16 protein-coding genes, 5 tRNA genes and 1 other RNA gene are annotated in these 26,569 nt (G+C 29.8%); 8 read left to right on the top strand and 14 right to left on the bottom strand.

Annotated elements, in window-relative coordinates; translation table 4 throughout:
- Nucleotides 1-77: 77 nt before the first annotated feature.
- Nucleotides 78-439: RNase P RNA component class B (gene rnpB, locus JM47_RS00410), an RNA gene on the bottom strand.
- Nucleotides 440-576: 137 nt separating this feature from the next.
- Here rnpB and rpsT point away from each other — a divergent pair.
- The 8 genes from rpsT to JM47_RS00370 all read left to right on the top strand — a co-directional run bounded on the left by rpsT (nucleotide 577) and on the right by JM47_RS00370 (nucleotide 10,149).
- The gene (gene rpsT, locus JM47_RS00405; protein WP_038102767.1) at nucleotides 577-834 is read left to right on the top strand and encodes a 30S ribosomal protein S20; all 258 of its coding nucleotides are present in this window, start codon (nucleotides 577-579) and stop codon (nucleotides 832-834) included.
- Between the two features lie 402 nt (nucleotides 835-1,236).
- Nucleotides 1,237-2,376 (top strand): replication initiation and membrane attachment family protein, encoded by a 1,140-nt coding sequence (locus JM47_RS00400; protein ID WP_038102770.1) that lies wholly within the window; start codon nucleotides 1,237-1,239, stop codon nucleotides 2,374-2,376.
- Nucleotides 2,377-2,387: 11 nt separating this feature from the next.
- Nucleotides 2,388-3,284, top strand: a complete 897-nt coding sequence (locus JM47_RS00395) for an ATP-binding protein (protein ID WP_038102773.1) — start codon at nucleotides 2,388-2,390, stop codon at nucleotides 3,282-3,284.
- A 250-nt stretch (nucleotides 3,285-3,534) separates the two neighbouring features.
- Nucleotides 3,535-4,626, top strand: coding sequence for a hypothetical protein (locus JM47_RS00390; protein ID WP_208895061.1), 1,092 nt, complete (start codon nucleotides 3,535-3,537; stop codon nucleotides 4,624-4,626).
- Between the two features lie 199 nt (nucleotides 4,627-4,825).
- The gene (locus tag JM47_RS00385; RefSeq protein ID WP_208895060.1) at nucleotides 4,826-6,313 is read left to right on the top strand and encodes a hypothetical protein; all 1,488 of its coding nucleotides are present in this window, start codon (nucleotides 4,826-4,828) and stop codon (nucleotides 6,311-6,313) included.
- Between the two features lie 104 nt (nucleotides 6,314-6,417).
- Nucleotides 6,418-8,331 carry an ABC transporter permease gene (locus JM47_RS00380; RefSeq protein WP_208895059.1) on the top strand — a complete coding sequence of 638 codons (1,914 nt, stop codon included), beginning with the start codon at nucleotides 6,418-6,420 and terminating at the stop codon, nucleotides 8,329-8,331.
- On the top strand, nucleotides 8,331-9,140 hold the full coding sequence (locus JM47_RS00375; RefSeq protein WP_208895058.1) for an ABC transporter ATP-binding protein: 810 nt from the start codon (nucleotides 8,331-8,333) through the stop codon (nucleotides 9,138-9,140). Before JM47_RS00380 ends, JM47_RS00375 begins: the two co-directional genes overlap by 1 nt.
- A gap of 127 nt (nucleotides 9,141-9,267) precedes the next feature.
- Entirely contained in the window at nucleotides 9,268-10,149 is an 882-nt protein-coding gene (locus tag JM47_RS00370) for a DegV family protein (RefSeq protein ID WP_208895057.1), read from the top strand.
- Here the strand turns inward: JM47_RS00370 and truA are convergent.
- The 13 genes from truA to JM47_RS00305 form a co-directional block, all read right to left on the bottom strand.
- Entirely contained in the window at nucleotides 10,146-10,874 is a 729-nt protein-coding gene (gene truA, locus JM47_RS00365) for a tRNA pseudouridine(38-40) synthase TruA (RefSeq protein ID WP_208895056.1), read from the bottom strand. The two genes, JM47_RS00370 and truA, sit on opposite strands and share 4 nt — an antisense overlap.
- A 77-nt stretch (nucleotides 10,875-10,951) precedes the next feature.
- Nucleotides 10,952-11,025, bottom strand: a tRNA-Gly gene (locus JM47_RS00360).
- Between the two features lie 4 nt (nucleotides 11,026-11,029).
- A tRNA-Leu gene (locus JM47_RS00355) sits at nucleotides 11,030-11,115 on the bottom strand.
- A 50-nt stretch (nucleotides 11,116-11,165) separates the two neighbouring features.
- Nucleotides 11,166-11,240: transfer RNA gene (locus JM47_RS00350), tRNA-Lys, on the bottom strand.
- A 57-nt stretch (nucleotides 11,241-11,297) separates the two neighbouring features.
- A tRNA-Gln gene (locus JM47_RS00345) sits at nucleotides 11,298-11,372 on the bottom strand.
- Nucleotides 11,373-11,376: 4 nt separating this feature from the next.
- A tRNA-Tyr gene (locus JM47_RS00340) sits at nucleotides 11,377-11,460 on the bottom strand.
- Nucleotides 11,461-11,567: 107 nt separating this feature from the next.
- A complete protein-coding gene (locus JM47_RS00335; protein WP_208895055.1) occupies nucleotides 11,568-12,815 on the bottom strand; it encodes an aminoacetone oxidase family FAD-binding enzyme in 1,248 nt (415 codons plus the stop codon).
- An 89-nt stretch (nucleotides 12,816-12,904) separates the two neighbouring features.
- The gene (locus JM47_RS00330; protein WP_038101831.1) at nucleotides 12,905-13,369 is read right to left on the bottom strand and encodes a hypothetical protein; all 465 of its coding nucleotides are present in this window, start codon (nucleotides 13,367-13,369) and stop codon (nucleotides 12,905-12,907) included.
- Between the two features lie 2 nt (nucleotides 13,370-13,371).
- On the bottom strand, nucleotides 13,372-16,803 hold the full coding sequence (locus tag JM47_RS00325; RefSeq protein ID WP_208895054.1) for an ABC transporter substrate-binding protein: 3,432 nt from the start codon (nucleotides 16,801-16,803) through the stop codon (nucleotides 13,372-13,374).
- Nucleotides 16,804-16,820: 17 nt separating this feature from the next.
- Nucleotides 16,821-22,580: a PDxFFG protein gene (locus JM47_RS00320; protein ID WP_208895053.1), complete on the bottom strand. Its 5,760-nt coding sequence runs from the start codon at nucleotides 22,578-22,580 to the stop codon at nucleotides 16,821-16,823.
- Nucleotides 22,581-22,598: 18 nt separating this feature from the next.
- A complete protein-coding gene (locus JM47_RS00315) occupies nucleotides 22,599-23,909 on the bottom strand; it encodes an ABC transporter ATP-binding protein (protein WP_038101823.1) in 1,311 nt (436 codons plus the stop codon).
- Nucleotides 23,910-23,911: 2 nt separating this feature from the next.
- Complete coding sequence (locus JM47_RS00310; protein ID WP_408645525.1) at nucleotides 23,912-25,111, bottom strand: ABC transporter ATP-binding protein; 1,200 nt, start codon at nucleotides 25,109-25,111, stop codon at nucleotides 23,912-23,914.
- 459 nt (nucleotides 25,112-25,570) lie between these two features.
- Nucleotides 25,571-26,569 (bottom strand): ABC transporter permease, encoded by a 999-nt coding sequence (locus JM47_RS00305; RefSeq protein WP_038101818.1) that lies wholly within the window; start codon nucleotides 26,567-26,569, stop codon nucleotides 25,571-25,573.

Genomic DNA, 26,569 nt, shown 5'->3' with positions numbered 1-26,569 from the left:
AGAGAGAGAGAGAGAGAGAGAGAGAGAGCTAAAACAATAAAAAATCTTCCCAATTGGGAAGATAATAAGTGCTTGTAAATGATAAGCCGTGTTCTGTTAACTAGATATTTAGTTATGCTAATTATTTATCTATAGATCTAAATCTATCCTAAGTAAACTTCGTTTTGTTTAACTTAGACTCCCTTACCAAAATTTAGGTTTCTCACTTGTGGGGTTTACCGCGTTTCATCTCATAGGTTTCCCTATTACTCGTCTCTGTGGCACTTTATGGTTTTATTCCTTTATTTTAAAAAATATTAGGAATTAATAAAAACCGCCGTCATGAGCACATCATGCTATGTTTTATTAATTATACATACACAAACACTACAAGCATCACAGCTTGTGTGAGCACGGACTTTCCTCTATATTATTTCTAATACAGCAATTAGCTATTTACTGTATAATTTTAGCTTAAAAGTAGCTAAAACATCTATAAATTAACTAATTGCTTAAAATAGATGTCGAATTTGCTATAATAGTATGGTTATCTATATTAACCTTTTCAAGCAATAATGATTACGAGGAGGCGATTAAATGGCAAATATTGTTGCAAATGAAAAATCATACCGACATTCACAAAAAGTGCGTAAACAAAATCACGCTAAAATGTCAAAACTTAGAACAGTAGTAAAAAAAGTACGTAATTCAAACGACCAATCAAAACTTGTCGAAGCTTACTCAGTGATTGACAAGACTGCTTCAAAGGGTGTAATTCATAAAAATAAAGCGAATCGTTTAAAATCACGAACAGCAAAAGCATTAAACAAAGCTGTTGCTGAACAAGCTGCATAATATAAACCATTTGGTTTTAATAAAAGAAGGTGTTAAATCAACCCTTCTTTTTTGTTTGCTTATCTTGTTTTTAAGATATCTTAACTAGCACAAAAACAGAACAAAAACAAGCTTAAAAATTCGTTAAATTATTTTTTAGTCGTGTATAAGTTATGCACATTTGTTGTGCAAAACTATACTCAAATCATTAAATAGCGGGCTTTTAGTGCTTTAATGGCTCTATATTTTATATTAGTTTGTGCATAATTGTCATTAAGTCACTTTTTGGTGGCTTTAAAAAAATTTTTACGCTTTTATTTTTATTAATAAAGCTTTAAAATTTAGCCATAGTTAACAAAAAGACTATTTAGCAAAACAACAATATTATTTTAATTTTAATCAACAATGAAGGTGAGGGCATTCATGTTTTTAAGTATTCAAAAAAACATTAATTTTGTAGCAAATGAAGCTGCTTTATGAAATTTTTATGCTCCCATTATTGGTTTAGAACCAGTTGGTTTATATTTATGATTGTGCCATTTAACAAATCATACAAATTCTTTTGTTCAATTAACTGAAAACCAACTATCTAGTTCTTTAAAAACCGATCCTATTAGATTAATGGATCAATTAAGTATCCTTGTTGATGTACAACTAGTTAAGATCTATGAAAACATCAACCAACCCCAACACTATTTAGTAGAAATAAAAAGACCATATAATCAAAATGAAATCTTAAACAATCACATTCTAACTACTAAATTACAATCTACTTTAGGATATAGTGAATTTGCAATCCTAATAGATCAAACTAAAATCCCTACTGTTGATCAATCTTTTATTGATGTTAGTGATCAATACCAATCAATAACTAATAGTTCTAATGTTAATAAACTAGTTAATCAAATCTTTAATCAATTTAATCTATCTTTAAATCTAGATCATAAAACTAATAAATTATTAAAACAAGCTTTTATTTTATTTAATGATAATTATGAATTTATCTACAAACTTGTTTGTGATAGTGTCATCATTAAAGATAATGATGATTATATAAGTTTAGATTGTGCTTTATTTGAAAGCAATCTAAACCAACAATTAAACAACTATAATAGTTCTAAACTATTAGTTAATATAAGACGTAATAAAGCAATTTTTAATCAGTCTTCAAATTTAGCTGATTTTAGTGAAGTAATCTCTGATTATGAACAATATGATCCTAAGAAGTATTTTACTTTAATAATGAAAAGAAATCTAAGTTCAAATGAACTTGATTCTATACAACCTTTACTAAAGTGTATGCCCAACTCTTTTGCAAATATGATCATTGATTATGTTTTAATTAAAAACCATGGACGATTAGTTAAAGAATATCTAATTAAGATTCGTGATAGTGTACTTCTTAATAACTTTGATAATTTAGCTGATTTATTACAATATCTTAAAAATGCTTATAGTAATATTGGTTTTAATACTTCAAAAACAGACACTAATCATAAACTAATATCTAAACAAGAATTAACAAATAGTAAAATTAACTATAAAGAATTATTTGATATTTAAAGAGTATAAGTATGCAAAATCAACATTTATATCTAAAAAATAGTTTAAATGAAGTATATGAAACATATAAAGATGAACCAATCATTAAACAATTAAACATTACTAAACAAGAATTTGTTGATCATTATTCTAAGATACTTTTCTATTTAGAAAACTATCAAACACAAAACTTAGATTTAATTAGAGATCTTAATAACAACTTAGAAGTTGTTTATACTTCTAATAGTAATGACAATATTTTAAATGAATGTTATTGACTAAGATGAGTTGAAAAAGTAGATAATCAACTAACTTTTAGTGAACAATATTTAAATTTTAATAATCTTAAAGATAATCAATACAAACCAAGCATCAGTCAACTCTTATACTTTTTATCTAATCAAATCAAAACCAATCAATTAGAATCAATGTATTTATCAGGTAATACAATTACTGGTAAATCATGAATAACTACTTCTTTTATTAATTCATTTATTCTAAAACATAAAATCTCTGTTTGTTATATAGAAATGGATCTGTTAATTAAATATAGTTTAAATGCTATTAATAATAGTGATTTAAAAATAGAATTAGAACAAGCTTATGAAGCAATGCGTAATTGTAATCTATTAGTATTAGATAATTTTGGTAATGAAAGATATTATGACTTTGTTCATAATGAAAACATTCTTAAGATCTTAAGATCTCGTTTTAAAAACAATTTACCAATCTTTTTTATATCTAATATTGATTTAAATCAATTAACTAATCATTATTTAAGAAAACAAAAACATAGTAATAGTTATGAGATTCAAGAATTGATATTAATTATTAATGATTTAATAACTATTAATAATAAACAAAACATCTATAAATTAGAAGGAAGATGAATCTGAGATCTAAGAAAAGGTATTGACAAGAAACTATAAAGTAGATATAATAGTTAATGAATACTTGTATGTAAAGAACAAGTGGTGCGAAGTTAACGATTCGTCACTAACAACACTTAGCTAATGCTATAGTTACTTTATAATTTAAAAAACTTAGTTACTAAGACCAACTAGTTGGAAGACTGATTAGTTGTTTAACCAGAGCAAGTATTTGCTTTGGTTTTTTTGTCTATTTAAAATTATTAAACTAACTAAAAAATAAGATTAGCTATCTGAAAGGTTTATTTAAATGCAAACAAAAAACATTAAAAAAACAATCTTATCAGCTACAATTTCTATTCTATCTACAGCAACTTTTGTCCCTATAGTTGTCTCTTGTGCTACTGAACCAAAAGCAGTATATCTAAAAGATAATGATCAAACTAAAGATATAGATCCTAATAATAGTTCTAATTCTAATAATATTGTTAAATTAGAACCTAATATAGCTATTAGTAATAATACTAAACTAGTTAAGAATATAAATAACAAATATGAGCTTAGATTAATCATCAGTAATGCTAATAATCAATTTGTTAAGCTTAAACTAAAACCAACTAATTCTGATCAATTAGTTGAATCAGAATTAGTAAATGTAGTTGATAATGTAGCTGTACTTATTTTTAATCAACTAGATACTAATCAACAATATAATATTGAATCAGTTTTTGTTTATAAAACTAAGACAGATAATGACCCATATGAGATAGTATTATTACCAGCTACTAAGAAGATTAATATCTCATTCTTAAAAACTGATGATCAAACTGATAATAAGCAAGATGTTACTAAACCAAGTAAAGAAGAGATAAATCAATTAACTGATTCAGCTAATGGTACAGATTCTAAGCAAGAAGAAAATGGATTAGCTAATGTTGATCAAGTAGATCAGAGTCAAAGTCAAAGCCAGAGCCAGAATCAAGATCAAAACCAAAATGATATTGATGTATCTAAACTATCAACTGATACTGCTTTAGATGTAACAGCTATAAACCAACAAGTATTAGCTAAAAAAGAAAATAGTACTTATACTTTTAAGGTTAAGTTTCCTGATGCTAAAGATGGTTTATTAGCTAATATTTCATTAACTGATACAAACCAAGTTAGTGATGAAACTTTAGAAATTAACACTTCTGAAATTACAATAGCTAAGGGGCAAGAAATTGTTGCTACAATAGCTAGCTTCTCTCTTAAAAGACAACTTGACCAAGTTAAAGCATCTAATCAGAAATATATCAAACTTTATGTAAATAAGATTGAATATTTCAATAAAGATTATGATGAACAAGGTACTGACAATCTTCTTAACAAAAACCTTGTGGTTTATATACCAGTTAATTAAAGCCAATTAACACACAAATAACTGCTAAAATTAATGGTTATTTTTTATTCTAATCACCTATTAATTTCTTAGCTTTTTGCTATTTTTTGTATCTTATATATTTATTATATAAGAGTATTTTTACTTGTTATGTACACATTATTTAGATTATATTAATGGCATATAATTTATACAATTTGAAATTTAAAAGGTATTAACAATGAAAATAAAAAAAATCAAGTATAAATGAATGTCTTTAGCGATAGCAACCACGGTTGCAGCAGCAGGAATTAGTGCTGTTTTAATCAGCTGTACAGACAAGACAAAAGGTGGTGAAAATAAGAAAACTACTCCAGCTTCACCAACTAACAAACAAACAGCTGCACCTAGTGTAAGTCTTGATAGCAACTCAAAACTAACTAAAAGAGCAGATAACAAATACGAGCTTAAATTAAAAATTACAAATGCTGATAGCAAGTTAGTTAAAGTTGAATTAACATCACAATCTACAAATACAAATAACAGTTTAATTTCAGATTTAGTAACTGTAACATCAGGAAGTGCTACAGTTGTATTCAATAGCTTAGATGAAAACACAAGCTACTCATTAAAAAAAGTTAGTGTATATGCAACTAACACAGATACAAACCCAACAAATGTTGAATTATCACAAAGTTTAAAAGCAACACAAATAACTGTTCTAAAATCAAATGAAGAACACGACCACTCAAGCCATATGGGTCATAATGGTTCAGGCTCATCTCCTATTGTTGGTAATGGTAATACTAATCAAAAAGGAAAAGAGATTGAAGGGGGAGCTGAAGGTACAAATAAAGGTGATAGAGATCAACTTCAAGGAGATCAAGCTCCAGGAAATCCACAACCAGATGCAGGAGCTTCAAAAACTGGTGAATATAAAATTGGTTTTGTTGATCCTAAAAAAGTTATTTACCAAGAAGGTGGTAAATGATGAGTTGAATTAAAAGTTGATGGAGCAGAAGGATTTACAGGGCTTGTTCAAGTTATTAATTCTGCGGGTACTCAAATTAATACGAAAAATGCAACAATCAAGAACGGCATTCTTAAGGCTGAATTTGCAGGACTTCTTTTTCAAAGTTCAATTAAACCAAACAAACAATATAGATTATCAAGAATAGATATTACTGACAAACAAGACAAAAAAACAGAAATTAGAAATTTTGATCCAACAATAAGTGGCGAAATTACTTCTGTACCACAAAGGGGGGCAGGAAAGCAACAAGCAGATAGCCCTAGCGTTCAAAGTAACCCTGGAAGCACTTCTACTAATACTGGTGATTCTTCAAAAGGTTCAGGTGTATGATTTGAAAATAATAAACCAGAAGTAACAGCAATTTCTAAAGGTGGAAAATTATCATTTAATGTATATATAGAAAATGCTGTTGTGGGAACACCAACATTAACTATGTCAGTAGTAAAAGGATCATCAAGTATAAATAACACAGCTAAAACTGAAGACCTAGCTGACATTGAAAAAGTTGAACAAGGGAAAGGTACTAAATATACTGTTGAAATACCTAGTTATCTTTTAGAAAAACTAACTGCAGAAACTGATGGTAGTAAAAAAGTGTATCTTACAAAAATTGAATGACTTGGCGAAGATTTAACTCCTGTTAAGTCTGAAGACCTATCATCTAAAGGTCTTGTTGTTATAATACCAAAACAATAAATTTTAAATAACACCCCACAAAATACGAACACACCCTATAAATTCGTATTAACCCTAATCTTATAAATCAATTATCAACTATCTAATGAAAGAATACAAATTAAATGAATCAATCTACGAATTCATTTGCTAAAAAAGTAAACTCGAGTTATTTATACTCAAAATTTTTAGCAAAAATTATTTTCAAAAAGAACAGCTCTATAGTGTTACCTGTTGTTTTAATGGGTTTAATTATTATTCTTACACTTATAGCTCGTTTTGTTTCTAAAGATTTAAGTACATTCTTAATCATTTCATATGTAAACATATTTATCACATTATTCTTAAGTGTGATCTTTGCTTCAATTAAGGCTTTGAACATTTTCAAAGACTTAGCTAAAGAAGGGATCGATATTTTAGTATTCTCGAAAAGTATTTCAAGACAAAATGTAATTATTACTAAATTAGGTTTCTTCTGCTTCATTGGAGTATTATGAAGCATAGTTGCATTCTTAGGCGGAATCATCTTCTATGCTAGTAATTATCCATATGCAGCAAGTGTTAATTATTGATATGTTTCAACCTTCTTCTCTACTTTGTTTACATATTTATTATTTGGTTTAATAGCAATTCTTATTGCTTTAAAACAATCTTCTAAGATTGCTATGATTACTCCAATTATGGTTTTCTTACCATTACTTGTAGCAGGTTCTGCTGCTAATGTCTTCTCTACATCATCTGCTAACCAAATTGCTTCATTCTTAAATTTAGAAAAAAGAGAATATGACTCAGGAACAGTTGCTGATGTTGAAAAATTCTATTTAAACAATAATAAGGATGAATACATTCTTATTCCTAAGATTAATCCAGAAGATGCTAGTAGAAAGAAATTTACTCAACGTCAAGTTGATTTATTAAATCAAATCTACAGCCACTCAAAATCTTCAGCTGTTAGCTGACAAGCAATTTCTTGATTATTTATTCCTTACCAATTAATTGATGTTTTTGCACAACGTGATAAAGACCCAATTGGGGTAGCAGCAAGTCGTGAAGAAAATAACTTAAAAAACTATTTATACTACAACGACCAACCATCTAAAGAATTTAACTACTTTATATCAGATAACCCACTAGGTCTTAGTTTAAAACCAGTAGTTATTGATAACCAAGAATCTCAACGATACATTGTTCCTGGTTTACTTAAAAACCGATCAATTATTAGTGAACAATCAGATTTCTCAGTCCAAGATCGCGAAATCATTTATGCACGTGAAAAAGCAAATGATGTTAATGTAACATTTGCTGAAGATAACAACATCTTTGCTTCTCCTGATAACTTAGTTGGAAAAATTAAATGATCAATTGTTAAAGATGCTCTTGAATCTCCTGTTTTCTTAGAAAAAGCTAAAGACTTCTATGAAACTCGTCTACAAAGCTTAGAAGGATCTCAAAACTTAACAAAAGCTAAAATCCTTGAAATCATCTCTAATATTGCAAGTGCAGGATATGACAAAACATTTATTAATTTAGTAGATAAAGAAAGTGGAGCTGAACTATTTAAAGAAATCATCAACCCACGAGAAATCAAAAACCAAACAGAAAAGAAAATCTACTTAATTACAACAATGTTATATTATCTATACTTCAATCACCAAGACTCAGTAATATTAGATAAGATCTTAAAAAACGATAATGAACAAAATGGATATGCTCCACAAAAAATCAAAGTGTTTGTTGATGGACATAACTACTTCATTGGTGGATATAAAAACTATGCTGTTACTCAATATCCAAAAGAAGTTACTGAAAAAGATAGTGGTGAAGGAGTAGTTAGAGAAAGAAAAATCAGAACGATTGTATATCGTTATGAACTAGAAGATAGTGATAACTACTTATTCCAAGCTGTTGAAGAAGTTAAATCTGTACAACAAGCTAATCGGGTTATTTCAAAAGGATTCTATAGTTTAATTTGAATTGCTATTGTAGCTGCTTTATTAGTAGGTGCTTACTTTGGTTATACTAGAAAGGATTACAAGTAATGACTTTATCTAAACCAGAACTTCAAACTGAAGATAGAATCAACCATAATCCTGATAATATCCTTGAAGTTAAAAACTTAACTAAAATCTATAAAGGTTCAACCCAAGGGGTAAGAAATTTATCATTTAATATTAAGAAGGGTGAAATTCACGCCTTCTTAGGAGAAAATGGATCTGGTAAAACAACAACCATTAAAAGTATTATTAATGCTTATGCATACTATGATGGAGAAATCTTAATTGATGGGTTTGATAATAAAACACCAGAATCAAAAGATAAACTAGGGTATGTGCCTGAAAATGCTCTATTCCCTTCTGAATTAACTACTTTTGATTATTTATACTCATTAGCTCTTTTATCTAAAGTACCAGCTAAAGTAGCAAAAGAGAAAATTCTAAACTATTTAGATAAATTTGGAATTTTATTCCTTAAAGATAAAAAACCAGTTAACTTCTCTTCTGGGCAAAAGAAAAAGGTACTATTAATCCAGGCTTTAATTCATGATCCAGAATTAATTATTTTAGATGAACCAACAGCTAACTTAGACCCTTCAGCTCGATTTGAAGTATTTGATATATTACATGATCTAAACAAGCAAGGTAAAACGATCTTTGTTTGTTCACACATTCTTAAAGAAATGGAAGATTATGTTAACTCATTAACATTAATTCATAAAGGTAATCTCATCTACACTGGTGCTAAAACTAAAGATCTAGAATCAATTTACTACGAATTAATTATTAAAGATAATGATGAATATAAGAATGCTAAGAACCCATTTTCAGCTAATGACTCATTAATAAATTAATTTATTAAACAATTAAAAAATAAAAAATAATTGTCTGAAGTGTGTATAATTGTTAAAGTACTATTTACTTTAATACAAATCTAAATAGAAGCGAATAATTTTGAATTGAAGGAATTCTAAAAAATATATGAAAAAACCTTTTTTAATTCTTGTTGATTCATCAGCAACAAACACCATTGAGCTTGCTCAAATGGAAGATGTTAAAATATTGCCTTTATCAATCATAAGAAGTGATGATAAGGTATTTGAAGATGATAATAAATCAATTAATGCTAATGATATTTTTGAAATGTTAGATCAAAAGTATCACTTCTCAACAAGTTGTACTCCAATTGGTGTTTTGCACCAGGAAGTTGAACAAGGTCTACAAGAGTATGAAAAAGTTGTGATCTTAACAATTTCTGGTGGTTATAGTAGTCAATTTAATAATGCTTTATCACTTAAAAAAGAATTTGGTGAAGAAAAAGTAATAGTTGCAGATACTAAATCTTTTGGGTATGCTCTTGAATTATTAATCAAACACCTTAAAGAAATGTTTAAAAAACAACCAACTAATCAAGAAATTGAAAAGTATATTGATAATTTCCATGACTTTACAATTGCTGTTTTTGCTTGTGAAAACACAGCTGGACTTGTTGCATCTGGAAGACTTCCTAAGATTGTTTCAGCAATGTTAAAGTTAACAAAAATTACTCCGATTATTAAATCAGAGTACAAGAATAAAAGCGGTGGGGTTGCTCGAAATATGAAAACTGCCCCTGAAAAAATGCTATCAATCATTGCTCACACATGACACAACAATTTAAATCCTGATGAGATTGAATCAATAGCTGTTTTACATGCTGGACTAAGCGATGAACAAACAGAACCTTTAAGACAGTTAGCAATTAGAACTTTTAATTTAAGACCTGAACAAGTAGTTGTTCGTCATTCACCAAGTGTGTTTTTAGTTTATGTTTACAAAAACGCAATTGGTTATCAAATAGTAACTAAAAAGTCTAAAGTTTAATAATTCACTTCTAATAAATATAAACCACATCCTGGAGCAAGTTTAGTACTTGCTCCTTTTTTTGGTTCTTTTAATCATTGTTTTAGTTGATCTAACTCTACTTTATCTAAACTATAATCAACTGAAGCTGCTACAATCATTCGCACCATATTCTTTAAAAAACCATTAGCATTAATATAAATTTTAATGTACTGATTTTCTTCTTTAACATTAATAAAGTTAATGGTTCTTGTAGTATCATATAATTCTGAAGTACTATAAGATAAGAAATCAAATTCACCTACAAAAATAGCTAATGCTTCTTTTAATTTATTTAAATTAATTTGTTGATTGATTTGTCAACAATAGTTTCTTTCAAATAAACTAAAATGACTAGTATCAATAACATATTCATAAGTTTTATTGATTGCATCATATTGAGCATGAAAACTATTATCAACAGCAACTACATCAATTACTTTTAAATCATCATCTAAACTAGCATTCAATGCTTTTTTTAATTGGTTTGAATCAATCTTTAAATTGGTTAAATGAACATTAAATACTTGTCCTTTAGCATGCACAAACCGATCGGTTCTTCCTGATCCATAAAGTTTAACTTCATCTAATTTAAACAGGTTTTGAAAATGGTCAACTAAAGTTTGTTGTACAGTTCTTTTATTAGGTTGAGCTGCTCAACCATAAAAGTTTGCTCCATCATATTGAATTGTAATCTTAAAGTTCATACTAAATACCTTTTAAAATTAATTATAAAGCAAAGAAAAACCAACTTAACAAAATTGCTAAGTTGGCATTAATACAATGGAGCGGGTGATGGGAATCGAACCCACACTAATAGCTTGGAAGGCTATAGTTCTACCATTGAACTACACCCGCATAATGGTGCTGGAAGAGGGACTTGAACCCTCACGACCTTTCGATCACTGGATCTTAAGTCCAGTGCGTCTACCATTCCGCCACTCCAGCAAGTATAAAAGTAATACACAAAGGTGTATTACCATTATAGAAATTATAAATGGTGCCCCATAAAGGGTTCGAACCTTTGACCCCTTCATTAAAAGTGAAATGCTCTACCACTGAGCTAATGAGGCAAGAAACACACAAATAAAATTATAGCATATTTCTATTATGTGTGATAAGTTTTTTAATGGCTGGCCTGGCAGGGATCGAACCTGCGCGTGGAAGAATCAAAATCTTCTGCCTTACCGCTTGGCTACAGGCCAATAATGGTGGACAGAGTAGGATTCGAACCTACGAACCTCTCGGAGCCGGGTTACAGCCGGATGCGTTTGGCCACTTCGCTATCTGTCCAAATAATTTTTTTTTGATTGCTCTTTTAAGCACTAGATAATTATACAACAAAGTAACTAAAAAATACACAACTAAATTCAAAAAAATTATTTTTTATAAGCTTATTCTTACTCTATTTCTTTTTCTTTAGAAAAATTATTATTAAAATGAGTGATTGCAGCTAAAGCAGTTGCATAACAAACAGATAAATTAAATCCCCCAGTCTTTGGACTTACTCCAACTACTTCTCCAATAAAATATAAGTTAGGATGATATTTAGATTCCATACTCTTAGGATTTAGTTCTGCAAAATTAACTCCCCCACCAGTAGAGATAGCTAAATCTGGATTATTAACCCCAACTACTTCAAACTCAAAATTAGTTAAATATTTAATTAATAATTTAGTTTGAGCTTTTGATAAGTTAGCTGTTTGTTGATCAAAACTTAAATTAGATAATTGATAAATAAATTCAATAAATTTATTAGGTAAAGCACTAAAACACTTCTTTAATGTTTTATGTTGTTTTAGTTCATCTAAGACAGCTTGTTCAGATAATCAAGCTAATCTTAATTTAAGTTTTGATTGATTATGATAGCTAACATACCCACTTAAACGACGAATCAAAGTTCCACCCATTCCAAAGTGAGCAATCATTAATTCTCCTTTTTCAGATACTAATACTTTATTAGTTTCACAATCTATAATTGATCCAATTACATTACTAAACGGTGTTCCTTGAAGATTAGATGTAATTTTAAATTGATCATTAATAACAATTCCCAATCCCATTGGATAGGTTCTTAAAAGGGTATGATTTAAACTTAAAGCAAACTTATATCCATCCCCAGTTGATCCAGTTCTAGGATAGCTTAATCCACCTGTTGCAATCATTAATGCTTTTGAGTAATATAATTCATTATTTTGATCTTTAATTACATATAAATCATCAACTATATGAACACTTTTAATAGCACAATCAAGCTTTAGATCAATGTTATCTTTAGATTCAATGATTTGATTCATTTTCTTGATAAAGGTTGTGTTATTACAAGTAATTTTAATCTTAGTAGAATTTTCTACTTGATAAGTATCAATACGATGTTTTGCACAAAACTCTAAGATCTGTTTTGGTCCATATAAAGAAAATGCTGAATACATAAACTTTTTAGAATAAAGCATATTATCAACTAATTGATCTAAAGCTATATTATTTGTAATATTACAATGTCCAGCTCCGGTTTGAATAAACTTCTTCATTATTTCTTTATTCTTATCAATTAGTAATACTTTAGCATTATCAGTTGCATGAATTGCACTATATACTCCAGATGGTCCTGCTCCAATAATGATTAAATCATAAACAAATTGTTTCATACTCTATCCTTTAGTTGTTATTAATAATTATATGATTTAAAACAACAAAAAACAACCAAGCAAAAGTCTTGGTTGTTTAGTCTTATTAATTAAGCAACAGCTGCTTTTTCATACCCATTAATATAGTTCACGTTTTCGCGCTTACTTTTTCTATTTCAACTATATACTAGTAAATAAAGAATTAAAGTATATAAAGCAACAAATAAGAATAATAATGGAGTTAAAAAGCTTAAGTAAAGACCAGCTGTGATTTTTTTACGATCAACATCTATTTTAAATCGTTTTGTATATTTACTTAAAAATACAATTGTTACAAAACTCTTAATTAAATACAATAATGCTCAAACAGTAGTAAAGAATGCAAAGAATCCTGATGCATATTTAATGCTTTCATTAAGTTGATTAATTCTAGTTGTTGAATCTACATCAAGTGCATTTAGTTCAACACTAAAACCAATTCAAAGTCCTGCACTTAAAAATAAGAAAGCTAATAAAATTGCTTCAACGCAATTAGAACTAACAATGAATAATAATCTTCTAAATACTAAACTCATAATTAATTCGCTTCTTCATCAGGAGATCGTGGTAATCCAGGACGTGGTGGATTTCTGTAATCGTATGCAAATTGTAAGTAATATGTATACACATTACCAACTCCACCAAGAGATGAAATTGTTCAGTTTGTATCTGTGTCCATAATTGGTAAAATTGGCATTTCTTCACGTAAAATCTTTTCTAAATCTGTAATGATTCTAAAGATTTCATTTTCTGTTTGTCAGCCCACCCGTTGAGAAGAGAAGAACGCTTTAATTCGTTTTTGGTGATCTTCTCTTGTTTCATGTTTTGTTGTAAATAATAGATCATTAACTTGATCAGTACTTACTTCTTTATTATCAACTAGTTTAGTTTTATATTTAGTAACTATTGATTTAAGAGTTGGTTTTTCGTTTTCTTTTTGTGGTGGGATAAGTTTTTGAATATCAACTACTTCATAAGTATCAGATTTGGCTTGTGATAGTAAATCGAATTCAAAAGCAACACGGTCTTTATGTTCTTTAATTAACTTATCAGCTAATTCTTGATCAAAATCCTTAGCTATCATCTCTTTTGTAACTGGAGTTGATAGTTTAGTTAATCTAACAGGCATCTGACCTAAAATAGAACCTTTAATTATAGCAACCCCATCGTTATCACTTAATTGATCAGCAAGCTGTTTAGGAAGGTAGATTCTTCTTTTTGCAAGGTTTGCTTTTTTAGTTTCATTTTTTTCTTTTAAATAAGCTTGTTCATTTGCAGCATTAACGATATATGAGAAAATTGGAATAGCTTCATCTAATAAAGGTAATTGTTTACCATGTAATAATACATCTTTATTTGTTGGGTTGTATGGGATTGTTGTTTTTACATTTGATGTATAAGCAAGTTCACGAATAATTTCAGCATCTTCGTTTGAAATTTTTAATCGTTCAAGCGTTTTCTTTAATCCTTCTGGATTATCTTTATAAGCATCAAAGAAGTTTTTAAAGACTCAAGCACCTGATGGGTTAAGTTCATAACCGCTTGATTTACTATTTGCTAAATCAATACCATCACTAATAAAGAATGGACCCATTGAACCACCAAAACCAGCCCCTGCATACTTATCTAAGTTTTGATAAGTAATATCAAATTTACCAGATGAGATGAATGATACATATGTATTTTGTGGTAAAGCTTTAAGTTCAATTTCAACATAACCACCAAGGTTACGGTGAATTAAATCTTGGAAAGCAATTGCAGCTTTTGTATTTTCAGCAGGTTGTGAAGCATATACATATGTTAGTTTAACTTTATTAAGTTCTGGATGTTTCTTTTTGTAACGATCTAAATAAAAATTAGCTACATCAACATCATAAGCTTTATCAGTTCGATCGATGTTTTCAAAATTTAAGTGTTTTGAACTATGCTCAACAAATGAGTTATTAACTAATGGGAACTCTTTATAACCAAATCGGTTATTTTGTTCTAATTTGTTGTAGAAATCAGTTTTAGTTTTTAATAGTTGTTGGATATTAACATCACTATTAACTAATGAACCATTTTTTCCTGTTGGATCAACTAATGGTTGTTGTTTAGTAGTTACACTACCATCTTCTTTATATTCTGTTGCAAATGATTTATCTTCAAATCAAAGTTCTAAGTTTTTTCCTCTTGAATCTTTAATATCTCCAAAAGCAGTCCAGTTATTAACAGGGAATGAAGCAGTTCATCCAGTTAAACGTAAAATACTTTCACGGTTTGTAGCAAACCCAAGAGCACGTCTTAGATCTGGATCTAAGATTGGAATATGTTTATCTTTATTAGCTAAATATTCTTCATATGAATCATATCGTGATTGTGGATCTAAGTTAAATTGAATTGCAACGTTACCAATCCCTTGTTGTTTTTTCATCAACTTACGATATTTTTCTTGCGATCAGAACTTAAGTTGGTATGAAGCTGGAATATTTGTTGTTGAAATATATCCTTCTTCAAAATATAAAGATTTAACTTCGTTCTTAGAGTTGAATCAAATCTTGATTGTATCACTAAGTGTTCAGTTAGCAGTTAGATAATCTTTATTCTTTCTTAATAAGATATAACCTTCAGGTCCTAGAATTGCATCTTCAATAACAAAAGGACCTGCAGTTAAGAATTTTTGTGGTGTAGAACCAAATTCATGAATCCCACCATTTAATTCAACAAACTTACGGTTAATTGGTAAGAATGATTGTTTACCATGGAATGCATTAAACGCAGCAGTATCACTTGGATATGGAGCATATGTTTCGAATTCAACTAAAAGTTCAAACCGGTTACTTGGTAATAATCAGTGTCGAAGTAATCGATCTGTTGTTGCAACATCAGATCCTTTAGCTACACTTGCTTTTTGTAAACGGTTAAAGTATCTATTTGCTCTTAGTTTAAAATCAACAATTTCACCTTTTGTATTTCTAACTTTAATTGTTTTAAGTTCACGAATATTAGTTAGATCAACATCTTTGTTTTCTTCTAAAGCAAGAGCAGTTCTAAGTTGATCATTAGTAATATTAGTAAATACTTGTCCTGTTGTAAGACCTAATCTTAAAACAGCACTACGAATTGCAGCAACTTCTTCTTCATCAACCGGATTCCCATCCTTATCAAAAGTTTGACTTTGGAAAGGGACAAAATTTGGATCTTCTTCGTATTCATTAGTTTCTGGATTTAGAACATAATTAGCTCGTCCAAAAGGATTTATATAAGCTTTTCCGTGCTTACGAATATATTCTTCTTGAGCTGAGTTAATTTCATGAGAACCACGAATATTAAGTTTTAATAATTCTGTTCTTAGTTGTGAACCAGTGTTGATATCTAAAATATATTCAACAGAATCAATGAAGTTGTGAGCATTAATCTCTTCTCCGTTTGATCATTTAGAAGCTCCGTTATTTAAAACATATCTCATTGCAATTGGTTTTTGTTGCCTGTTTTGAATCGTTATAATTGATGGGTTAGCTTCGTTTTCTGAATCTACAACTCCAGGTTGTAATCCATTGTTTGAAATACCATAAAATGAACCAGGAAGATTTCTTATTGTATAGTTTTTATCAAAATCTTCATCTGTTAAATTTTCTAAAACAGTTGCTTTTGGATTTGGTGGGAAATAACGTAAATTTAAATTATGTGCACCAACTAAGAAACCAATTTTTGAAGATGGTGATGGTGCTTCTTTTGTTAGTCCTTCAACCAAAGTTTGAGAGATACGACGCATTGAAGCAAATTTAATATAGTTAAGCGAGTTGATCGGATCGATTGCAATCCCAACATCATAATTCTTTCCTAAGTTATTGTTTGTACCTTGTGATAAAGTACTATCTGTTCTAGAAGCTGGTGAACACGCAGCAAGCACAGCTGCACTAATTGATGCAACTGTAACAAGTCCGGTTAATGAAAGAATTATTTTTTTGTTTATTTTTCTACTTTTCATACATAACCTCCCTTCCTTTAAATTGAGAATTGATTACTAATTCGAATATATACTTGGTTATCTGTTTCATTTTTATTAGCATAAATTGGAGCAGTTGATGCTGCTTTACCATTTTCACCAATATATTTAACACTACCTAAACTCATTAGATTTTGTATTTCTTTTTTGTTTTCATCAACAAAGAATAATCTAAAGTTTGATCCATAAGTTCGTGCAGCATCTAAATCAATTAATGAGTTAGAGAAGTTTGATAAAATAGCATAATCACTAGTTCATGCTACATAACCTTCATCTTCAAGTGTCACTTTTGAACTTAAATCAGATTGTTTCTTTAAATAGAACATGTTGCTTGTGTTATTAGTAGATACTTTGATATATTCAAGTTGTTTTGTAGTTTTGTTTTCAAGAGCAATGTATTTAACTTTGTCTTTATATGCTTTTGGTATAAACCCTCATAATAAAGTTGTATCTGTTTCTTTATTACGGTGGATTCCAGATAATGTACGATCCCCAACACCTTGTGATTTAAGAGTATACATTCAAAGTGCACGAGCACGATCTGTAACTTTTGTTTTGTTATCTAATTCTGTAATCTTAATGTTGTTATCAACAATTGGTTCTCGTTTATCATCATAGATTTCTCAACCAAGCACTTTTCTTAATCAACGGTCTTTAAAGAATCCGTTATTTGTTTTAGTTGTTCTTCCAATATATGTTGGTCTTGCATTATTAGCTACTTCATAACTATCATAACTTAATAATGCAGCATTTTTATTTTCAGTTAGTTTCTTAGCTACTTCTAATAAATCAAGCTTGTAGGCTTGAAGTTTTTGAACAATAGCTGGACGAGTGTTTTGATCAATAGCTCCTTTTGCAATTGCATCATATATATCTTTATTAGTTTGATAGTAACTATCTAAACTCTCTGATGTAGCATCAGCAAATTTAGCATGATCACGTAAAGCAAACATTATTGGTAATGATCAAATATTAATTTTATGTCTATTATCTTGTCATCCTGAAACAAAGAATGGAGTAATTGTTCTAGATAATCATTGTTTTGTATTATCACCAGCAAACACTCTTTCATTACCAGTATTAAATTCATTTAAACCAGTAATGTAGTTTGGTAAGTTCTTAGTTTCATCTTCACTTGGTGCATATGTAATTTGTACATAGTCACGAGTTAAAACTTCTGAAATATTATATGTATAATCTGAGAAAACATCATTTAATTTTGTTTCCATTCGAGAATTATTAAGATCATTAAGTGTTGAATTTCAGTATTTACCGTTTCGTTTTTTCTCACCAGTTTTTAGGTCTGTTGTAATAGATGGTAGACCATCATTTTGTGAAATTCTTCTTAAGTAGAATGGAATTGCTTGAGGATTTGCTCCTTGTGATTCAACAACATCAGGAACAACAGTTACATCAAATCCATAAGTTAAAGCAAGAATTTGACCTAGGTGGATGTTTGTTGGTTTGATATTGAAACGAGTGAAGTATTTTTTAATTTCGTTAACAATAACTTCTGTTGAACGGTAATCAATATCATCTTTTCCTGGTTTGAATTTGTTTGCTTTGTTTAGTTTAGGAGCAGCGTATGCGTTTTGGAAAATTTTTGCTCCAAATGAACCATAACCTCTAAGTCCAAATTCACCATCAAAGATGTGTTCAAGTGTGTTTAATTTATCTAAAGTTAAATCTTTTGGAGATTTTACTAAATAAGTAAGATTATCAGCAAATTGATCCATTAAAGTACTATAACCAAATGTTTTTAAGAAAACTTCATAAGTGTAAGATGCTTTTGCTTCATCAGTTAGTTTTGGTTGAACTACTTCATCATAATATTTCTTAAGATTAAATCTCTGTTGAACATATTCTAAATTTCATTGACGTGCACGAGCAACTGTTTGACCATTTTCTGGATTTGTTACTTCTCCAATAGTGTATTTAGTAGGATCGATTGAAATTAATTCATATAGATCATCTAAACTTTTTACTTCAAATGCTTTTTTGTTTGTGTTGAATACAAAAGGAGATTTTGTAGGTGTTGAAGTTGTGTCTGTAGCTGTAGTTGGTGCAGGAGTAGCTGGTTGGGTAGCAGCTGGGTTTTGATTTGCAAAGTAATTAAATAATGGTTCTGCAGATTTTCCTAAATTATAAACAAAGTTAAAGTTTTCTGGTTTCTTTAAATCTTCAACTTTATCTACATTATTTAATGTCTCAAATTGGAAGATTGGACGTATAGGTGGTGTACCGTCTGGTCCTGCTTGTTTAGTGAGATCATTAGTTGCAAGAGTTGTCAGTGGCTTTAACCCTTTAGTTTTTCAGAAATCAAACAATTTGTCTGCTTGTAAAAGTTTAAATTTATCATCTAAAGGATTAATTAAATTTTCAAAATGAGCTGCCCCTTTTAAATTAGCACTATTATAGAATACTTCTGTATCTGGTTGAGCAACATAATAATCACCATTTGCACTTTCAACTGCAAGTCCGAAATAGTTATACTTACTGAATATAGGGAAATTTCCAGGGTTAGCATTATGTCTAAGAGCTAAAGCTCTAGCTTGTTGAACAACAGCAGGTGAAACATCAGTAGGTACTTTATCAGCAAAATCTCTAAAGATTGTTGATATACCTACTAAATTTTCATTAGGAGTGTTTATATCTCAAACCTTAGATGGATGTCTTATATTTAACCATAGCTTGTTAATCGGTGGAATAGTTGCAACACTTTCAGCTGCATTTGTTCGTTTAAGAACACTGAACTTAGGGTTTTCGAAGAAGAATTTATTTAATTCTCTAAAACTTTGTTCATTAGAACCAATCATGCCTGGGTTAAAGTTACGAACAACAAAATCATCTGAATAGCTATTGTTAATCGCATTTGATAAATTAAATCCATTAACTTTTGAATCCCATCCATTGATTCCAAATTGTGTAACAATTAAATTAAGAATTGAGTTTCTTATTTGTACAGCAGCTTGAACAAATCGATTAATATTAACTTGTTGTGAACCAGCTTCATTTGTTACTAAGTAGTTTCTTGGGTCAACAACATCAATATTATCTCGGGTTTTAATTAAAACCTTAATATCTTCAGGTTGGTATGGACCACGTACTTTAGTTGGATCAGCTAGTTCGAAAACAACTGGTAAACCGTTTGCATCAAATTTGATCGGATTGCCAACTCCATCTTTAACAATACCTTCATAGTATTTAAGACCTTTAAAACCATTAACAGAATTGAAATTAAAACCTTGTTGACTATCTTTTCTAAAATACATTGCATTTAGTTGAGATAAATCATTAATAGAATCATTAATTGCTGGGTTAACTGTTCCTGATTCGTGATCAAATGAGTTCATTAAATAGAAATCAAATGGTTTGATGTTACGAGCCTGTGATGCTGTTTTAACATCATCAAAGTGTTGAAGGAATCTTCGATCAGTTCGCATTAATAATTCGTCTGGATTTTGTCCATTAACAGAACCAAAAATATCAAATGCATTTTCTCAACGTAATGGTTTATCTTGTGTTGGTACATTATAATTAAAGTTTGTATAAGCACCCTTTTTATTTGGTTGATAAGTGTTATCTGTAATTCTAACTTTAAGTCCACTTGAACGAGCATCTAAATATAATTGTAATACATCAGTGTTGTGGAAACTTTCAAAGCTAACACCAGCTCTATTATCAATTGCACCAACAATTGAAGATACTTTTTGATTAGATGTATCTTTGATGTATTGTAGTGTTTGGTGGTGTCCATATTCGTGAGCACCAACATATTTTAAATAATCAATTCCAGTTGATTCAAATCCTGGATCTGATTGGGCAACAACTGCAATATATGGTAAACGATCAGAAGCTCCAAAACCTCTATATTTACCATCTTTTAATTCATATTGTAAGATACCGTTTTCATCTTCTTTTAATTCAGCATGTAAACCATCAATTTCTTTAAGTAAATGTGGTGATTTATTAACTACTTTATCAATTAAACCAGAGTAAATGTCTGTATAAATTTTATAAACATTAATAACTTTACCATCAACAAACAATGTATTTGATTCAATTACACGTGGTGTAAATGTATCATAATAATGAATAGCTACTTTCAAGGTATTGAATGAATCATCAAACCGAGCATCATAGCTATAACCTTTTTTGTTATTAGTTGGTTGTTTTAGTGTATAGATTTCATCACCAGTTGTAATTAACTCTAATTCATTATTAGACTTTTTATTAACTTGTTTAATTGTGATTTGTTTTAATTTAGCTAAATCATAATCTTTAACTTCAGCTTGAGCAGCTTGTGTTTTTGAAAAATAAAAACGTGAGTTAACTTTAGTTTGATCATGATCATAAACTAATAAAGTTTTATTTGTTAAATGAACATTAGCAGCATATAAATTTTTAAAGTTAACTTGATCTTTTAAATAGTCATTAAAAGCATTTTTTGTGATTTCAACAAAAGCATTAGCAACTGCAGAATCAAGTCGTCCATATACAATTGGGTCTCTTTGTGGGTTGTATTTACTGTGAACATGGTCTTGACGATATAAACTAACTTCTAGTTTAAGATCAGATTCAGCACCATTAACTAATCCACCTTTTCCAGTGATTTCAACAGCAAGGTTTTGAATTTGTTGAGCTGGATTGGCTGGATTGGCTGGATTTGTAGCTGTAGCAGCTTTTTGTGTTACATCACTAATTGAACTAAATTTATAAAGTGTTTGATCACTAATTTTTAAACTAGCAAATTGGTGTTCTGGTTTTAGTGTAAAACCTTTAACAACAACTAATTCTTTTAAAATCGCAAGAGCTTTTTTAGCTACTTCAGCTTGATCTTTACCTGTTACTAAATATCTTAAATTTAATAAGTTAGATGCGTTTAGTTGACTAAAAGTTTGTCAAACTGGGAAGTTTAACGGATCCTTATCTAAATTTAAATAAGAACTAGCATCAAAAACATATAAATTCTTAGCATACTTAATTGTTTCAATTAATTTCATACCAGCTGGATTTGCTGGTGCATTTTGGTATGAAATTAATCAAGGAATATTTTTTACATATGCTTCTAATTCTTCTTTTAACATTCCTTTTGTATTCAATTGGTTAGTTAAACGGTCAGGGTGATTTCCTGATCCAGTTAAAGCTGAATACAATGGTAATGAACCAAAGAATCCATCTGGGTAGAATTCGATTTCTGTTTGTTCTTTTGAACCACCGTGTTGTCCAAGTGTAATAGAGTTTCCATTAATCTTAACCCCACGTCCTAATTTAAATTGACGAAGTGTTAATAAATCAGGTCCTCAAGATACATTGTTTAAGAATCAGTTTGTATATTGAATAAATTCATGTGGAAGTAATGATTCAACATATTCATTTTTAAATACGATTGGTCCTGCTTCAAGTTTGAAACGAGGTAAATCATTTGTAACTTCTGCAAATAATTGGAAGAACTCTTTATAAGAAAGTACTTTTCCTGCTTTTTCATTACCTAAATCAACTAGTAAAGTAACAGGAGTATCTTTTGTGGCGTTATTCAGATCATAACTTGCAACAGGTTTATCAGTTCCGTCAACAAAATTTGCTTTTTGCACTTGATGAGCTGGAATTGAAGTACTAAAATCAGAACGGATTTCGATTTTTAATCCTTTGTGATGTTCTGAATAAAGTTTCATGAATCCAACCACCGCACCCGCAGCAACAGCTACTGATGCAAAAGCAATCCCGAACTTAGCGCCTAATCCTAAGCGTTTTTTCATATGACATCATCTCCTTTTTTAATATTTTCCAGCTTTTCAATTTTCTATTTCTTCATCAGTTGCTAATACAAAGTGATCATTTCCTAAATTGATTCATTTTGGTTGTTTACTTGGACTATATCCATGCATTTGTGAATCGTAAACATAACCTAGTAATGATTTCTTTTCAGATTCAATTGATGGAACAGCTTCCATTAATGATTTTGTATATGGATGTAAGAAGTTTTTAGTAATTTCTTTTGTTGGTCCAATTTCAAGTAATACCCCTTTATTCATAACTGCGATTCGATCTGAAATATATTCAACCATTCGTAAATCGTGGGCAATAAATAAAATTGTTAATTTATATTTTTCTTTTAATTCTTTAAAAATGTTAATAACTTGGGCTTGAATTGAAACGTCTAAAGCACTAATTGGTTCATCAGCAATTAATAATTTAGGTCGTAGCGCAACAGCTCGTGAAATTCCGATCCGTTGTTGTTGCCCCCCTGAGAATTCTAATGGGTATCTACGAAGTACTGATTCATCTAATCCAACAGATTTAAGCACATCTAAAATGATGTGGTGAACAAGTTTAGGTCGTGATAAATTCTTAGTAGCATTAATTTCATGAAATACTTTACTTAATTCTTCACTATTGTATTTAAAAGCAGCTTCTTGATCTAATTCTTTATGAAGTGCTAATAATTTAGCTTGATGCTCTTCATTCTTAAAATCAAATCCTTCAGAACGAATATACTCTCCATGTCTATCTGCTAAATGACGAAGTTGTTTCGCATTTGCTTCTTTCATAAATTCCTTACTAAAAGTACGGAATTGAACATTTAAATAACCATTCTTAAGATCTTTAATATTATTTAAACCTTCACTTACAATTGTTTCAACATTAACATATGGGTTAAGTGAGTTAGAAGGGTCTTGGAAAATCATCTGAACATTATTAACCATAAAGTCAGTAAATTCTTTAGTTACTTTTTCACCTTGTTTAGGTAATTTAACTCCATTAATAACAACATCACCAAAACTATGTCGTACTAAACCAATTAATGCTGATCCAGTTGTTGATTTACCAGATCCTGATTCACCAACTAAACCTAATACTTCACCTTCATAAATGTTGAATGATATATCTTTAACAGCTCTAAATTTCTTTAAACCATATCCATATGTAATATCCATGTGACGAACTTCAACTAAACGCTTCTTTTCAGGAGCAGCATTTAGTCGCTCTAATAAACCATCAGTAATTGGTCTAATTGTGAGTTTGTCTTTAAGTAAAAAACGCTTTTTGTAATTAAAAAAGGCTTTTTTCTGTTCTACTTTACTCATGCTTAACTCCCTTCATGTGTATCTTGTTTAGAATTTTGTTTAGCTTTAAAAGCTTCTCATTTCTCTTTAATAATAGTTGGTGGTTCGTACTCTGGTGCTTGTTTGTCTAAAAGAGCTGTTTTTGCTCGGTGTGTATCTGAAATGTAGTACATATCAGGTTCAATTGTAAAGTCTCGTGTTAGTGCATATTCATTACGAACAGCAAAAGCATCTCCAACAATATCATTTAAACGTGATGGAACAGAACCACGAATTGTAGCTAATCGTTCGCCCTTATTCACATCTGGCATTGACATAATCAAACCCCATGTATATGGGTGTTGTGGATTTCAAAGAATTTCATCTCGTGTTCCTTCTTCAATGATTTGCCCTGCATACATAATAGAGATATAGTTAGCAATACTTGCAACTACTCCTAAGTCGTGAGTAATGAAGATAACACACATTTTAAACTTCTGTTGAAGTTCACGAATAATATCTAATACTAATGCTTGAACCGTTGGGTCAAGAGCAGTTGTAGGTTCATCTAAAACTAAGATTTTTGGGTGTAATGAAACAATTGATGCAATTACAACTCTTTGGATCATCCCTCCTGAAAGTTCGTGTGGATATAATTCCATTACTTCTTCTGGGTTATTGATCTTTGTTAGTTTTAGATATTCAACAGCTTGTTGTTTAGCTTCTTTACGATTCTTAACAATCCCATTAATCAACATCCCTTCCATAATTTGTTTACCAATTTTCATTGTAGGGTTAAGGGTTGACATTGGGTTTTGGAAAACAGCAGATATAACTCTTCCTAAATATTTAGATCGTTCTCAATCCTTAAATTTAAATTTTTGAACTTCATTATTATATAAAAGAACTTTACCTTCTTCGATGTTTGCAGTTTTCCCAGCTAATCCATAAAGTAATGAAGTAATAACTGATTTACCAGATCCTGATTCACCAATGATAGCGTGTACTTCACCTTCATAAAATTGAATTGATGGACCACGCAAAACTAATGCACGATCATCTGGACGTGATGGGTTAGTAAATGTTAAACGAAGATCAATGATTTCAGCTGCAATCTTTTTTCTTGTTCCATCTGAAAATTCTTTATATTTAACATTTTTTTCAAATTCTTCAAAGTTGAAGTTTTTTCTTTTATCAATCTTACCAAAAATGTTTTTAGTAACCGGTTTTTTAGTTGGTTTTAAAACTGGTTGTGCTTGTTCTTGTTCAACTTCTTGAACTTGTTCTTCTAGAGTTTGAGTTTGTTGAACTTCTTCAACTTGTTCTTGTTCAACTTTTAATGTTTCAGCTGGTTCAGTAATTACAACACTTTCAAGCTCTAAATTAGTTTGTTCTTCAGCTTGAGTTTGAACAACTTCTTGAAGATTAGTTTGCTCACTTAAACTTAGTTGATCAACTGATTGTTCTTGTACTAAAGTTGGTTGGACTAAATTAAGTTCAACATGTTCTTGTTCTAAACTAAGTGGACTTAAATTAAGTTCATTAACATCTAATTCAAGTGGTTGAAGTTGATTTAGTAATGTTTCATTTGAATTAGCTAATTCTAATTCTTTAATCTCATTGGTTTTTTGATCTTGTAGAAAGAAACGCTTGCTGTTACGAATATAAACAATATAGTTTCGTCTGTTAATTCATTTCATAAACTATCGTTGACGACGTAATGCTTCTTGAGTCGCCCCTCCTACTAACTGAATTGAAGCCACAAGGCACACTAATAAGAATGATGGAATTAATGTGAAACGTGGATATAAAGTAATAATTGTTGCACCATCTGCAATTAAGTTACCAAGCGTTGGTGTGTTTGGTAAAGATAAACCAATGAAAGCTAATGAAGACTCAGCTAAAATTGCTCCAGGAATTGAGAATACAAGTTGAGTAATCATTAACGGAATAATGATTGGTACAAAGTTTCATAAAATTCGAATTGGTTTTGTACCTAGTGTTTTAGATGCAGATACTCATAAGAAACCACGAGCACGACGTACTTGTGAACGCATCTGATTAGCCATTCCAGTTCATCCAGAGAATGAAATAGCAAAAATCATAACTCCAAATGATGGTTTTAAAATAATTGTTAAAATCATTAAGATAATAATTGTAGGGACATTAGTTAAGATCTTAATAATGAAAGTCATTATCTTATCAAAGAAGTTGAAATAACCCATTAAAATCCCAATTGTAACCCCAACCACTAAATCAATGATTGTAACTACAATCGCAATCCCAAGTGAGTATCTTAACCCTCATCAAAGCATTGCTCATAAATCCCGACCATTATCATCAGTTCCAAAGATAAAACCATCTGTGAAATAGTTTAAATAACGTTGGTTAGGTCTTAGTTCTGTTGGTGAGTTTGTAGTAAACGGAATAACAAAAGCTAAGATAAATAAAATAACAATAATAGAAAAACCAATTAAACCAGATCAAGAACGCCCATAACGGTTAGCAAACTCTAAGAATGGTCGTGGTTTTGCACCCATGTAACTGTTTTCTCTAAACTCAATTAAGTTTCCAATAATTTTTCATTGTTGGTGTTGAAAGGGTTGTAGGAATTTATTTGGTGCATCTGAACTAAATTCTTCAGTCACAGCTGTTGCAAATTGTTTTGATTTCTTTTTCAGAAAGTCAGAAAACTTTGACAT

The sequence above is a fragment of the Ureaplasma diversum genome, from assembly GCF_000941095.1.
Taxonomy (GTDB): domain Bacteria; phylum Bacillota_I; class Bacilli_A; order Mycoplasmatales; family Mycoplasmoidaceae; genus Ureaplasma; species Ureaplasma diversum.
This window is presented reverse-complemented; position numbering and strand designations above follow the sequence as displayed.